The organism is Lentzea sp. NPDC006480 (assembly GCF_040611995.1).
Taxonomy (GTDB): Bacteria; Actinomycetota; Actinomycetes; order Mycobacteriales; family Pseudonocardiaceae; genus Lentzea.
In genome coordinates, this window is sequence record NZ_JBEXPJ010000046.1 from 13,360 (window position 1) to 27,271 (window position 13,912).

Sequence of the window (13,912 nt, forward strand, 5' to 3'; positions counted from 1 at the left end):
GCAAGTACCGCCAACTCTTGATCAAATCGCCTACAACTACAACCAACCGCCCACGAACCGGCCGTCGCGCGTTGCGGCGACCGGGCCAGTTGGTAGCAGGAAAGTGCTCGATGATCTTGGGTTGGTGGCACTCGCAGACGACATGGCCACCAACGGGCGTGAGGCGCTCTTGGAATCAAGCAGCTAGTACGTGATGCGCAGGAAACCCTTGGGAGAACCGTACTTCAGGCCGCACGCGGTGAGCGCGAGAACGCCGTACCCCTCCACGTCGCCCTCGAAGTACTTGGGGTTGGCCGACATCTCCTCCGCCACGTCGGTGGCGTAGCAGTCGTCCAGGTCCTCGTTCTCGTCGCTCCAGTCGTGCGGCAGCTTCAGGCCGTCCTCGGCGTCGAGGGGCTCGCCGATCTGCTCGTCCGGGTTGCTCTCGTCGTAGTAGCGGATGACCTCGCCGCCCTCGGCGACGCACCACTCGTTGCCGCCGCCCTGGCAGTGCATGGCGTAGTAGTGCGCCTCGCCGAACGCCGCGCTCAGCACCGCGCAGATCTCGGTGACCGGGCGGGACGCGTGCGCGAACGGCTCGCCGAACACGAGCGTCCAGCCGTCCCACGCACCCGTGACGTAGACCCTGGCGCAGCGGACGTGCTCGTCCTCCTTGGCCGACGAGTGGTGGTCGTTGTTCCAGGCGTCGCCGCCGAGGATCTTGGTCACCGGCACGGGGTCGCTCAGGCCGCAGACTTCGAGCACGGCCTGCTGGTTGTCGGTCCTGATCGCGTACCAGCCGCCGCAGAGGTGCATCTCCTCGCTGGAGTACAGGTCCTCCTCGACCTTGGCGGCGATGAACCGCCTCAGCACGCGGCGATCCCACTCGGTGAACGCGTCCGGGCCGCCGACCTCGGCGATCCCCTGCCACGCGCCCCGGCGGACCGCGCCCTTGGCCGTCCGGCGCGCCTCCTGCAGCAACGGCAACACGTCCGGCCCCATGCTGTCGAACGCCCACCGCGCTTCCCGCGCCACGTAGTAGTCGTCGTCCGCCAGCACCGGCACGAGTTCATGCGCGTACTTCAACGCCTGCTCACCGCGGAACATGCTCGCGGCGTGCACGCGCACCTTCTGGTGCGGATGCCGGGTCAGCGCCAGGTAGGTCTCGTCGCCGGCGCTCAGCAGCGAGAAAACGCGGCAGGCCTGCCGGCTGACCTGGCCGTCCTGCGTCGTGGCGATGAGGTCGACCAGGTGACCGAACGTCGAGAGCCCGTGCTGGGCCGCGAACTCCGCGGCCTCGGCGCGGAAGTCGTCCCGGTCCATCCCGTCGAGCAACGCCCGGATTTCCATGGCGCGGCAGATTACCGTTGACGCACCGGCCCGAGTGGACGACGCTACGGAACTGATGAGTCTCGCTGAGGAGCACGTCAAAACGGCAGTGCGGTGGAGCATCGGCCACGCACTGCCCCGGACGGTGCTGCGCATGCAGGCCCGTCGCGGCGACCTGCAGGGCCGCATCACCGTCGAGGCGTCCACGGGCGCCGACCTCACCGGCCTGTTCGACGAGATCCGCGCCCGCGGACCGCTCGCCGCCACCAAGGTCGGCCACACCACGGCCCGGCACGCGATCGTGCGCGAGATCCTCACCAACGACGCCCTGGTGACGACTCGCCCTCGCTACGGTGCCGGCATCCTCGGCAAGCTCGCCGCGTGGTCCGCCACGGACATCACGCATCCCGTGCAGCCGCCGTCGTTGCTGGTCGTCGAACCGCCGCAGCACACCCGCTACCGCAAGCTCGTCACCCGCGTCTTCACCGCGCGGGCCGTGGAGCAGCTGCGCGAACGCACCCAGGCGATCGCCGACGAGCTGCTCGACAGCCTCGACCCGGCCAACCCGGTCGATCTCATCGAGACCTACTGCGGCCTGCTCCCGGTCACCGTGATCAGCGAGATCCTCGGCGTGCCACCGGAAGACCGCGCGACCGTGCTGGCGTTGGGCGGAGCGGCCGCGCCGAGCCTCGACCTGGGCCTGTCGTGGCGCGTGTTCCGCAACGTCGAGACCACGTTGAGCACCTTCGACGCCTGGCTCACCCGCCACCTCGACGCCCTGCGCGCCAACCCCGGCGACAACCTGCTGAGCCGCCTGATCACCGCGCGCGAGGACGGCACCGGCCTCACCGATCGCGAGCTCAAGTCCACCGCGGGCCTGGTGCTGGCGGCCGGTTTCGAGACCACGGTCAACCTGCTCGGCAACGGCATCTCGTTGCTCACCAAGAACCCCGCGCAGCTCGAGACGCTCCGGTCGCGCCCAGAGCTGTGGAGCAACGCCGTCGACGAGGTGCTGCGCGTCGACCCGCCGGTCCTCATGACGGGCCGGATGTCCTCACGCGACACCACCATCGCGGGCATTCCGGTGCGGCGCGGGCAGTTCGTCACGGCCGTGCTCGCCGCCGCGAACCGCGATCCCGAGGTCTTCGCCGACCCCGCGACGTTCGACGTCACCCGCGAGAACGCTCGCGACCACGTGTCGTTCGGCGCGGGTCGCCACTACTGCCTCGGCGCGCAGCTCGCGCGGCTGGAGGGTGAGATCGGTCTGCGGTCGATCTTCGAACGGTTCCCCGACCTGAGGCCACTACCCGGCGCGCATCGGCGACCGACCCGCATCCTGCGCGGCTTCGAACGGTTGCCCACCAGCCTCACCAAGATCGGCGGGTGACCGACCGCCTCACGCATCCTGGACGCCTACCGCGCCTAAGCCGCGATCAGGTCCGCCAGGTCGTCGAACCGCACCACCAGCACCGCGCCGATCACACCGACCGCCGCCGCCAGCCCCGCGACGGCCGGATCGAAGGCGTTGTCCACAGCGGACAGTCCGAGAACCGCCACTCCCAACAGGAAAGCGTTGCGCGCGGTGTGCCGGTGCGTCAGCGTGGTGCGAGCACGCCCGAAACACCGGCACACCGCGCCGGACCGCCGTGACACCGCGCGCCACACCACGGCGGTCAGCACCGCGAACATGCCTGCCGCCAGCACCAGGCCCGCGGTCCAGAACCCGACCAGCAGGAGCAGCGCGATCCCGAACTCCGCCACGACCGTCAACACCGCGAACGGCCTGATCCACCGCGCCGGAACCCCGAACGCGGGCACCGACGCGACGAAGTCCGCGTAGTCGGACCGGCCGCGCACCTTGCTCACCGCGGAGATCAGCAGCACCAGTCCGCAGAGGACAACTGCACCCGTGGTCATGTCACCTCTGTCCGATCGGGCGGAGCACCACGCCGATCAGCGCGTCCGCCGGGAGATAGCCGAGTCGCCGGGAGTCGTTGCTGCGGGCCGGGTTGTCGCCGAGCACCAGCAGGCGGTCCGCGGGCACGCGCGGCCCGGGCACCGGGATCTGCGGTGGCACGGGATCGCCCGGCACCGCCACCGCGCGCTTCACCAGGCGGCCACCGGTCGGGTCGTCCGGCGTCGAGGCTTCCACCTGCACCACCACGATCTGCCCGGCCCGGACGCGATCGAGCCGCGCCCGCCGGACCAGCAGCCGATCGCCGGAGTGATAGGTCGGTTCCATGCTCACGCCGTGCACGGTCACCACGAGCAAACGGTTGCGCAGCACCAGAAGCCACGCCACGACTGCCACAACCGCGAGTGCGAACCAAATCACGTGGTCACATCCACTTCGTCATAACCTGAAGCCTGCAGTCGAAAGAGCCGTGCGTAGTCCCCATCGAGGAACATCAGCTCGTCGTGCGTGCCCAACTCCGAAACCTGACCCGCCGTCAGCACCGCGATCAAGCCCGCGTCCCGGACCGTGCCCAGCCGGTGCGAGATCAGCACGCTCGTCGCCCCCTCTCGATGCCGCCGCAGGCTGTTGTGCACCTCGTGCTCGGCCTGCGCGTCCAATCCCGAGCTGGGTTCGTCCAGGATCATCAGGTCGCGGCGGTCGCGCAGGAACGCCCGCGCCAGCGCCAGCCGCTGCCACTGACCACCGGACAGCAGCACCCCGGTCTCCGGATCCTCCCGGTCGGCCTCGTCGAAGTACATGCGCGACAACAACGTGTCGTACCCGCGTGGCAACGCCGCAACCAGGTCGTGCGCACCAGCCCGTTCCGCAGCAGCGACAACACGTGGTCGATCATCCATAGAGGACACATCACCGAGCGAGACGTTCTCGGCGGCGGTGAGGTCGTAGCGCATGTAGTCCTGGAAAACCGCGCCGATCCGGGCCCGCAACGACTCGACGGCGAACGACCGGATGTCGACGCCGTCCCACAGGATCGCGCCCCGGCTGGGGTCGTAGAACCGGCACAGCAGCTTGACGATCGTCGACTTCCCCGCGCCGTTCAGCCCGACCAGCGCGAGCGAGCGCCCGTGCGGGATCGTGAGGTTCACCCCGCACAGCACCCACGGCTGGTCGTCGGCATAGCGGAACCACACGTCGCGCAGCTCGATCCCCTGCCGCAGCGCGGGAACCGGGGCGGCGGACACCGGCAGGTCCGGCGGCTGCGACTCGATCTCCTGGTAGTGGTGGAACAACAACACCGAGTGGTGTGCGGAGGCCAGGTTGTGCACCAGGCTCTGCGACGCGCCCTGCACCCCGGCGACGGCGGCGACGAACATCGCGACGTCACCGATGGACAGCGAGCCGGACACCGCGAGCCACACCGACCAGACCAGCCCGGCCGCCGACACCAGCGCGGTCAGCCCGGCGAGCAGGCCGCGCACCCGTGCGTCCCGGCGGTCCTGGCCCTCCACCACGGCGTGCGCGGCGGTCAGCTCGACGAGCATGCGGCGCCGGAACAGGTCGCCGAGGCCCAGCAACCGCAGCTCTTTGGCCGCGTCGAGGCTCGACAGCAACTCCGCGTAGAACACCTCGCGCCGCTCGGCCGGCGTGATCGACCACATCACCTCGGCCCTGGCCCGGCTCAACCGCATGTGCGCGATCAACGCCGGAACCGCCGCGACCAGCACGATGACCGCCATGCCGGCGTTCAGAACGAGCAACGTGCCGAGGAACCCACCGGTCGTGATGGCCGCCTGCACCGCGCCCAGTCCGTCGTCGACGAGCTGGCCAGGCCCGCTGCGACCGGTCTGCTGCGCGAGCTGGAGCTTGTCGCGGAACCTCGGGTCCTCCATCCGCGCCAGCCCGGTGAGCCGTCCCATCGCCTGGTAGAGCCGGTCCATCGTGAGCACCGCGACCGCGCGGTCGAGCCGCTGCTTCAGGTACTCCGTCGACACCGGCAGCAGACCGCTGACCAGTCCGGTCAACGCCAGCGCGACGGCCCACGGCACCAAAGCGGCCCAAGCTCCGCCGGCCGCGATGCCGTCCAGCAGAACCTTGGTGCACCACGCGGCGGACAGCGGCACGATGCCGCCGAGCAGCGTGAGCACCACGTAGATCGGGGTGCCCGCCGGTGCCGCCGCCCGAGTCAGGCTGAACGCGCTGACCAGGAGCGACAACACCCGGCGGGCGCCGAGAGAGGTGTTCACCGGGTCGCGAGAGCCGGCAGCGCGGACATCTCCCAGCCGCTCGCCGCCACGGTCCGCGAGTCGTCGACCAGGCACACCGCCGGATAACCGGTGGTGCCGAACGCGTTGTGCAGCGGGCCGCCCATCTCCTCGACGACGACCTCGGCCACCTCACCGAGGCGCACGACCATGTCGGCGACCTCCTCGGCGGGTCCGGCGGCGATCGCGATCACCTTGCCGCGGTGACCGGTCGCGTACTCGATGAACTGCGGCACGCGTTCCTTGCACGGTTCGCAGTTCGGCGAGAAGAAGCCGACCAGCGCGCCGGAAACGTCCACATCGGACAGTTCGACGGGCGAACCGGCGGTCAGCATGATGGGCGGTTCCTCCGCCGACTGCTTCTCGCGCAGGTCGCGCAGCGTCTCGTTCTGCTGACGCAGCCGCCGGATGATGCCGAAGCTCAGCAGCAGGTCCAGCAGGCACAGGACTCCGACGACCACGACCGCGGCGGTGAGCACTGACATGGCAAGTCTCCGAAGGTAGAAGGGAGAGCCGTGGGTGGTGAACGGGTCACCACCCACGGCGTCTGATCACGCGCCGCAGGTCCGGAAGACCACGCAGGGTCCGCAGAACTCCTTGCACGCACCGTTCTGCGAACAACGCTGGCGGAAGTCACTGCGCTCACGGCAGTAGCAGTGCTTGTAGTACGGGTCCGGCGGGCAGCCCGCGCCCACGTCGGCCTTGGCCACGAACACGCCGAGCAGCTTGTCGCTGAGCGACTCCAACGTCTTGCGCATGTTTCGCGCTCCCTCACTTCCTCCCGCGCCGGGTGGCGTCGGTGGCGTCAACGTAGGAAAGCGGGGTACACGGGGACGCCCAGCGCGCATACACGGCCGCGTGTATGCCGTGTCGGCGATGTGTCAGCGATCACGGTCAGGATCACCGGCGTGTCAGTCGAGTTCAGGGTTCTCGGGAGGATCGAGGTGCGCGCCCGCGGCACGAACATCGCGCTGGGCTCGCTCAAGCAACGCCTCCTGCTCGCCACGTTGCTGCTCAGCCCCGGCCGCCCGGTGCCGATCCGCCGGCTGGTCCGCGCGCTGTGGGCGGACGAACCGCCGATGTCCGCGATGGCGAACCTGCGCACGTACGCCAACCGGCTGCGCCAGGTGCTGCCGGACGGGTGCGAGCGCATCGCGGGCAGGCAGGCGGGCTACCAGCTGACCTTGCGGCCGGGCGAGCTGGACCTGCACCTGTTCACCGAACGCGCCGAGGCGGGCCGGACGGCGCTGGCCCGCGGTGATCACGCCGCGGCCGCACGACATCTCGGCGAGGCCCTGTCGGCGTGCCGGGGTGCGGTGCTGGAGGACCTGGCCGGCTGCGCCGCGCTGGCCGGGTCGATCGCGCCGGTCGAGGAGCTGCGGCTGTCCGTGACGGAAGACCACTTCGACGCGCGGCTCGGCCTCGGCGAGCACCACTCGTTGATCACGCCGTTGCGCGAGTTCGTGGCCGAGCACCCGTTGCGGGAACGGCCGCGCGCGCATCTCGTGACGGCGCTGTACCGCTCAGGCGACCTGGCCGGGGCGCTCGCCGTCTACACCGACTACCGCGGGGTGATCGCGGACCGGCTCGGCCTGGAGCCCTCGCCGGAGCTGGTCCGGTTGCACCAGGCGGTGCTGGACCGCGACCCGTCGCTCAGCAAGGCGGTCACCGTGCGGGCGACCTCGGTTCCGCGCGAGCTGCCTTCGCCGTGCCGGTCGTTCTCCGGCCGCCAACCGGAAGTGGCGCGGTTGCAGGCTTTGCTCGCCCAGGACACACCTGCCGTGGCTGTCGTGCACGGCCCGTGCGGTGTCGGCAAGAGCGCGCTGGCCCTGGAAGTCGCGCATCGGGTCGCGCCGGTGTTCCCCGACGGCCAGCTCTACATCGACCTCGGCCAGGCGACCCGCGTGCCCCACCGGCTGCTGCGGCACCTGGGCGTCTCTGACGTTCCGCACGCTGAGGAGGAGGCCACCGCGCTGCTGCGGTCCAGGTTGGCGGACCGTGCCGTGCTCGTGGTGCTCGACGGCGCGACAGATCCCGCGCCGCTGCGTTTCCTGCTGCCCGCCACCGGCCCGTGCGCACTGCTGGTCACCAGCCGCGCGCCACTTCTGCTGGACGGCGCGGCACAACTCCCACTCGGCCCGCTGTCCGATGTGGACGGTCTGGAGCTGCTGACCCGGCTGGCGCCCAGAGCCGCCTTCGAACCCGCCGCCGCGGCTCAGATCGTCTCGTTGTGCCACGGCATCCCGCTGGCGCTGCACATCGCGGGTGCGCTGCTCGCCCACCGCCCGACCCGTTCACTGTCGCGGTGGGTTCGGCGACTGGCCCCGGAACGACGCCGGCTGGCCGAGCTCAGCTTCGGCGGTGAGTCGGTCCGCGCCGCCTGCGCCACGGTGTTCAGCGCGGTCGACGACCCGTTGGCGGCCAACGCGTTCCGGCTGCTCGGCAGGTACGACATGTGCGACGCTGCCACCGCCGCGGACGTGCTGGGCACGGGCCTGCTGGAGACCGAGGCCGCGCTGGACCACCTGGTCGACCTCGGTCTCGCCGAGTGGGGCGACGGCGACACCTACCGGTTGCCGGGGCTGATGCGGTTGTTCGCCACCGAGCTGACCAGCCCGAACACCACCCGGCCACCAATGGCCGGTCCCTGGCCTGTCCTCCGGCACGGCCTCGCGCCATGATCCAGGCGAGCCGAGGGGGTTTCATGTCCATCCGATTCCGCACCGCCAGGAAACGCGGCGCCTGCCTGGTCGCCGCGCTGACCGCCGCCACGATGTTGTCCAGTCCGCACGCGAAGGCCGCAGAGCCGTCGCCCCCGCACCTCGCCGACGGTTTCGGGCTGGTGGTGACGAGCCAGCCGAGGTGGGTGGACGAGAACCACCGCACGTTCCTGTTCAGCGTCTCCACGAACCAGGTGCCGGCGCCAACCCTGCTGGAGGGCCAGGAACCGGGCAGGCACGCGATCGTCGTCACCCTGCCGGCCGGCTACGACCCGAGCGCGCGCTACCCGGTCCAGTACTACCTGCACGGCCACCCCGACCGCCCCGACGCCCTGTGGAACCAGCGCGTCGTCGAGAACGCGACCAGGGACGTCCCGCTGATCACCGTGCAGCCCAACGGCAGCGGCCGCGGCTGGTACTCGAACTGGGTCAACCCCGGTGCCGCCGGCCCGCAGAACTGGGAGAACTTCCACCTGGAACAGGTGATCCCGTTCGTCGACGCCAACCTGCGCACGATCGCCACGCGCGACGGCCGCGCGATCGTCGGCCACTCGATGGGCGGCTTCGGCGCGTTGCACTACGCCGAGCACCGCCCGGACCTCTTCAGCTACGCCGGCAGCTTCTCCGGCGGACTGGACCTGCGGAACTCCGAGATCCGCGCCGCCGTCGTCGCGAGCGAGCTGAACCCCGGCTCCGGCACCCCGGCCGTCGGCGCCGACGCGATCTTCGGGCCGCCGATCTGGCCGTTCGACGGCGTCTGGAACGACCAGAGCCCGGCCCAGCACGTGGAGTCGTTGCGCGGCATGGGAGTCGCGCTCTACACGGGCAACGGCGGCGACCTGACCGTCAACCCGATCCAGGCGGTGCTCGAGAACCGGGCGAGGGAGACGACCCTGGTGACCGCCTCCAACCTCACCGCCGCGGGAATCCCGTTCCACCTGTCCGACTACGGCGACGGCACCGGCTGGGCGCCGGGCTGCACCGCCAAGCACGCGGACGAGGCGTGCGTGCAGGCGGACATGAACCACTTCGTCGGGCTGATCACGCGCCGCTGAGGCGTGCCGCGACGGCTCGCACCTCCCGTGCCACATCAGGCTTTTCCGCTTCCACCCCGGCGACGAACACCCGCTCGACGTTGCCGGGGTGCGCGGCCGTCACGACCGCGGCGACCGGATCGGCGGCACCGAGCAGGTTGAGGTCGTCGGCCCGCAGCACCACCAGATCCGCCTGCTTGCCCACGCCCAGCGACCCGACCTGATCGCCCATCCCGATCGCCTGCGCGCCTTCGATGGTCGCCATCCGCAGCACATCCGCGGGAGTGACGTGCACGCCCTCGCTGACGTGCGCGGACATCAACGCGGCTCGCATCAACGAGAACATGTCCCCCGCCACCACCGCGACCGAGTCGACGCCGAGCCCGGTCGGCACGCGCAGCGCACGAGTGCGGCGGATCATCGGCGCGCCGTGGCCCATCTCCGCTTCCAGGCCCGGCGCGATCGCCACGCCCGCACCGGCGTCGGCGATCAGCTTCAGCTCGGCGTCCGGAAGCCCGTTGCCGTGCACGAATGTCGTGTTCCCGTCGAGCAGGCCGCGGTCGTGCAGCGCCGAGATCGGGTTGCCCTCACCGGCGACGTGAGTGAGCACCCGCAAGCCCAGCTCACGCGCCAGCTTCCAGTCGTTCTCCACCACGCTGATGTCCGAAAAGGACGGTCCGACCGGCGCGAGCGCGATGTCGACGAGCCCGCCGCCGAGCTCCACACCGCGCCGCACGTCGTCCGGCTCGAGCGTGGGCCCGAACACCGCCGGCCCGTATCCGAACATCGCCCGAACACCCGACTCCCGCAGCCCTCGCACGGCGGCCTCGGCGTGCGCGAAGGTCGGCGCGAACGAGTAGTCCTGCACGGTCGTGATCCCGGAGGCCAGGCACTCCAGCGCACCCGCGAGCGTGCCGATCCGCAGCTCGTCCGGCGTCACCACCTCCTGCAACGGCTTGAGCAGCTTCTCCAGGTAGTCGCCGAGCGACATGTCGGCGCTGAACGACCGCACCAGCAGCTGCCACAGGTGCCGATGCGCGTCCACGAAGCCCGGCAGCACGATCCGGCCGGTGCCGTCGATCACGATCCCGGCCTGCAGCCCCTTGCCCACCGCGGCGATCCGCCCGTCCCGCACGAGCACGTCGGTACCCGGCAGAGCCACCACCGGGTCGGTGTCGATCACCAGGGCGTTGCGCAACACGAAGTCCATCAGATTCCCCTCAAGCGAAAGCTTTCTTAAAAGCTATCACGGTGTGCAATAGGCTCTGACCTGTGACGGATCGCGTGGAAGAACTGCTGGCGGTGTGGCGCGCGGAGCTCCCGGAGGCCCTGGTCCCCGGCTCCGAGCTCAGCAAGCGCCTCATGGTCCTGTCCGGTCTGCTGGGCGAGGCCACCCGCGCCACCGTGACCCGCTTCGACCTCACCGGCGCCGACTTCGACGTGCTGGCCGCCCTGCGCCGCAGCGGCAAGCCCTACCGCCTCAAGGCCAACGAGCTCAGCCGCTCACTCCTGCTCTCCACCGGCGGCACCAGCAACGTGGTGAACCGCCTGGTGAGCCGCGGCCTGGTCGAGCGCGAACCGGACCAGACCGACGGCCGCAGCACCTACGTCCGCCTCACCCAGAGCGGCACGTCGCTCGCCGAGGAGGTCGTGATCGCGAACAGCAAGGCGCACGACGAGGTGCTGTCCGCGATCCCCGCCGAGCTCCTGGAGAACGCGACGGCCGCCCTGCGCGCGCTGGCCGAGCACCTGCCCTGACCCACGCCTGACGTGCGACGTTCGGCGTGAACCGAACGGAGCATTTCTGGAACCGCGCGTCCCGAATGCCCTCCCACCTCCTCTAACGCATCGAACGGGCCCCTGCACCCGCGCGACCTGCGCGGGCATCGCCCGCTAGGGAGTTGGAGGAATCGTGTTCCTGGGATCACGATCACGCTTGCGCACCGCGGTCATCGCCGCGGCCGTGGGCGCCGGTGTTCTGACGGCGGCGACCCCTGCCGCAGCCGCGGGCACGCGCGCATACCTGGTCATCACCGCGCCGAACGACACGGCGGGCGCGAAGACGGCCATCGCGAGCAACGCCGGCACGGTGTTCAGCAGCTACGACGCGATCGGTGTCGTCGTCGCCCACTCCACGGCCACCGACTTCGCGACCAAGATGCGGACCGTCAGCGGTGTGCAGAAGGTCGGCGCGACCCGCACGTCGGACGTCCCCGCCGAGGCGGCCAACCCGGCGATCCCCGCCGCGAGGGCGCAGAACGCCCCGTCCACGTCCGAGCCCGTGAACTCCGACATGCGCCAGATCGGTGCGGACAAGGCGTGGGCGGTCAACCAGGGTTCGTCGAACGTGACGGTGGGCATCCTGGACACCGGCATCGACGACCTGCACGACGACCTGAAGCCGAACTTCGACGCGGCCAACTCCGCTTCGTGCGCCTACGGCAAGGCCGACACGCGTCCCGGTGCGTGGCGGGACATCGACTCGCACGGCACGCACGTCGCGGGCACGATCGCGGCAGCCAAGAACGGGCGTGGCGTGGTCGGTGTGGCGCCGGGCGTGAAGATCGCCGCCGTGCGCGTCGCGGAGCAGCCCGGCAAGTCGTTCTTCTTCGCCGAGAACACCATCTGCGCGTTCGTCTTCGCCGGTGACCACGGGTTCGCAGTGACCAACAACAGCTACTACACCGATCCGTGGCTGTTCAACTGCCCGGACAACGTCGACCAGGACGCGATCCTGGAGGGCATCAAGCGGGCCGTGGCATACGCGGAGGGCAAGGGCGTGCTGAACGTCGCCGCCGCGGGCAACGAGAACTACAACCTCGCGAACAAGACCCGCGACACCAAGAGCCCCAACGACTCCACGGTCGTGCAGCGCAACATCACCAACGCGTGCCTGAGCGCGCCGACGGAACTCCCCGGCATCGTCACCGTCGCGTCGATCACCTCGACCAACGGGAAGTCGTCGTTCTCCAACTACGGCACCGACAAGATCAGCATCGCGGCGCCTGGTGACATGGTCCAATCGACCCTCCCCGAGGGCAAGTACGGCGCGTTGTCCGGTACCTCGATGGCCTCGCCGCACGTCACGGGCGTGGCCGCGCTGCTCAAGTCGACCCACCCCACGGCCACCCCGGCCCAGCTGCGTCAGCTGCTGGCCACCCAGGCCGACGACCTGAGCTGCACCGACAGCCGCTGCTCCGGCACCACGGCGAAGAACAACTTCTTCGGCGAGGGCCGCGTGGACGCGCTCGAAGCGGTCGGCACCGGCACGCCCGGCACGTCGTTCGAGAACACCGCCGACGTGAACATCCCGGACAACGGCCCGGCCGTGACCAGCCCGATCACGGTCTCCGGCGTGACGGGCAACGCCCCGGCCACGCTCAAGGTCGGCGTCGACATCATCCACACCTACCGCGGTGACCTGGTCGTCGACCTGATCGCCCCGGACGGGTCGGTGTACTCGCTGAGCAACAAGTCGGGCGGCAGCGCGGACAACATCCAGCAGACCTTCACCGTGAACGCGTCGAGCGAGGTCGCGAACGGCGTGTGGAAGCTGCGCGTCCAGGACGTGGCGAGCCAGGACATCGGCTACATCAACTCCTGGAAGCTGACCTTCTAGAAGTGACCCCTGATCGGCCGTCCGTCATGGGCGGCCGATCAGGCCTATCGTCCGTGAATGCTCGATACCCGCCAGCTAGAGGTGTTCGCGACCGTTGCCAGGACCGGCTCGTTCAGCGCGGCCGCACGGGAACTGCACTGCACCCAGCCGGCGGTCAGCCAGCAGATGCGCGCGTTGGAACGGCAGGTCGGCGGCCCGTTGTTCGTCCGCACGGGCCGCGGCCTGAACCTCACCGAAGCCGGCCGGATCCTCGCCGAACGCGGCACGGAGCTGCTCGACCAGCTCGCCGCTACCCACCAGCAGATCAGCGCGATCGCCACGCACGACATCGGCACCATCCGCATCTGCGCGTTCCCCAGCGCCAACGTGTCGCTCGTGCCCTACGCGGCCGCGATCCTCTCCAAGGAACGCCCCCAGCTGCGCCTCGAACTGGTCGAGGAGGAGCCGCCGGACTCGTTCGCACTGCTGCGGCGCGGCGCGGTCGACGTGGTGATCAGCTTCAGCTACCGCGGCGAACCCCAGGACGAAGCCGCGATCGCCGGCATGCTCCGGGTGCCACTGCTGCGCGAGCCGCTCGCACTCCTGCTCCCGACCGGACACAGGCTCGCCGGACGCAAGAAGATCTCGCTGGCCGAAGCGCAGGACGAACGCTGGATCGCCGGCTGTGTCCGCTGCCAGGGCGCCCTCCAGCAGGCCTGCGCCGAGGCCGGGTTCACCCCGGACGTCACCTGCTCCACCGACGACAACCTGGCCATCCAGAGCCTCGTCACCGCGGGTCTGGGCGTCGCGCTCGTGCCGCGGCTGCTGCTCTCGTTCATCCAGCACCCCGGCCTGACCACGGTCGAGGTGGACTCCGAGGCCGAACGCGAAACCGCCCTCTACACCTGGCCGGACCTCATCAAGCTGCCGCTGATGCGCGCCACAGTCGACGCGATGATGACCGCAGCCTCCAAGGCATAACCGCTGCCTGTTTCCGTACGCGGGGCCCTTTCGTCCGCTCCAAGCACACGAAAGCTCCCCGCGTACTGCTGAGGCATAACGGTGGCTTATAC

13 protein-coding genes are annotated in these 13,912 nt (G+C 70.1%); 6 read left to right on the top strand and 7 right to left on the bottom strand.

The window, feature by feature from the left end; all coding sequences use genetic code 11:
* Positions 1–183: 183 nt before the first annotated feature.
* Positions 184–1,329, bottom strand: coding sequence for a HEAT repeat domain-containing protein (locus tag ABZX92_RS20040; protein ID WP_355561235.1), 1,146 nt, complete (start codon positions 1,327–1,329; stop codon positions 184–186).
* Positions 1,330–1,384: 55 nt separating this feature from the next.
* On the opposite strand from ABZX92_RS20040, the gene ABZX92_RS20045 reads away from it, so the two are divergent.
* The gene (locus ABZX92_RS20045) at positions 1,385–2,695 is read left to right on the top strand and encodes a cytochrome P450 (protein WP_355561238.1); all 1,311 of its coding nucleotides are present in this window, start codon (positions 1,385–1,387) and stop codon (positions 2,693–2,695) included.
* A gap of 35 nt (positions 2,696–2,730) precedes the next feature.
* Here the strand turns inward: ABZX92_RS20045 and ABZX92_RS20050 are convergent, their stop codons facing one another.
* From ABZX92_RS20050 to ABZX92_RS20070, 5 genes are all read right to left on the bottom strand, one after another.
* A complete protein-coding gene (locus ABZX92_RS20050) occupies positions 2,731–3,225 on the bottom strand; it encodes a MauE/DoxX family redox-associated membrane protein (RefSeq protein ID WP_355561240.1) in 495 nt (164 codons plus the stop codon).
* 1 nt (position 3,226) lies between these two features.
* The gene (locus ABZX92_RS20055) at positions 3,227–3,643 is read right to left on the bottom strand and encodes a S26 family signal peptidase (protein WP_355561243.1); all 417 of its coding nucleotides are present in this window, start codon (positions 3,641–3,643) and stop codon (positions 3,227–3,229) included.
* Complete coding sequence (locus ABZX92_RS20060) at positions 3,640–5,469, bottom strand: ABC transporter ATP-binding protein (protein WP_355561245.1); 1,830 nt, start codon at positions 5,467–5,469, stop codon at positions 3,640–3,642. The genes ABZX92_RS20055 and ABZX92_RS20060 overlap by 4 nt, the downstream gene beginning before the upstream one ends.
* Positions 5,466–5,972, bottom strand: a complete 507-nt coding sequence (locus tag ABZX92_RS20065) for a hypothetical protein (RefSeq protein ID WP_355561248.1) — start codon at positions 5,970–5,972, stop codon at positions 5,466–5,468. Before ABZX92_RS20065 ends, ABZX92_RS20060 begins: the two co-directional genes overlap by 4 nt.
* A 66-nt stretch (positions 5,973–6,038) precedes the next feature.
* Positions 6,039–6,245, bottom strand: coding sequence for a hypothetical protein (locus ABZX92_RS20070; RefSeq protein WP_355561251.1), 207 nt, complete (start codon positions 6,243–6,245; stop codon positions 6,039–6,041).
* A 150-nt stretch (positions 6,246–6,395) separates the two neighbouring features.
* Here ABZX92_RS20070 and ABZX92_RS20075 point away from each other — a divergent pair, with 150 nt between their 5' ends.
* Both ABZX92_RS20075 and ABZX92_RS20080 read left to right on the top strand, forming a co-directional pair.
* Positions 6,396–8,168 carry a BTAD domain-containing putative transcriptional regulator gene (locus tag ABZX92_RS20075; protein WP_355561254.1) on the top strand — a complete coding sequence of 591 codons (1,773 nt, stop codon included), beginning with the start codon at positions 6,396–6,398 and terminating at the stop codon, positions 8,166–8,168.
* Positions 8,169–8,191: 23 nt separating this feature from the next.
* Positions 8,192–9,262 carry an alpha/beta hydrolase family protein gene (locus ABZX92_RS20080; protein ID WP_355561256.1) on the top strand — a complete coding sequence of 357 codons (1,071 nt, stop codon included), beginning with the start codon at positions 8,192–8,194 and terminating at the stop codon, positions 9,260–9,262.
* Here ABZX92_RS20080 and ABZX92_RS20085 read toward each other — a convergent pair.
* Entirely contained in the window at positions 9,249–10,451 is a 1,203-nt protein-coding gene (locus ABZX92_RS20085) for an amidohydrolase family protein (RefSeq protein WP_355561259.1), read from the bottom strand. The genes ABZX92_RS20080 and ABZX92_RS20085 overlap by 14 nt on opposite strands.
* Positions 10,452–10,513: 62 nt before the next feature.
* Here ABZX92_RS20085 and ABZX92_RS20090 point away from each other — a divergent pair, with 62 nt between their 5' ends.
* The 3 genes from ABZX92_RS20090 to ABZX92_RS20100 all read left to right on the top strand — a co-directional run bounded on the left by ABZX92_RS20090 (position 10,514) and on the right by ABZX92_RS20100 (position 13,820).
* Positions 10,514–10,999 carry a MarR family transcriptional regulator gene (locus tag ABZX92_RS20090; RefSeq protein WP_355561262.1) on the top strand — a complete coding sequence of 162 codons (486 nt, stop codon included), beginning with the start codon at positions 10,514–10,516 and terminating at the stop codon, positions 10,997–10,999.
* A gap of 178 nt (positions 11,000–11,177) precedes the next feature.
* The gene (locus ABZX92_RS20095) at positions 11,178–12,860 is read left to right on the top strand and encodes a S8 family serine peptidase (protein WP_355561263.1); all 1,683 of its coding nucleotides are present in this window, start codon (positions 11,178–11,180) and stop codon (positions 12,858–12,860) included.
* Between the two features lie 57 nt (positions 12,861–12,917).
* Entirely contained in the window at positions 12,918–13,820 is a 903-nt protein-coding gene (locus ABZX92_RS20100) for a LysR family transcriptional regulator (protein ID WP_355561266.1), read from the top strand.
* The last annotated feature ends 92 nt before the right edge of the window (positions 13,821–13,912 follow it).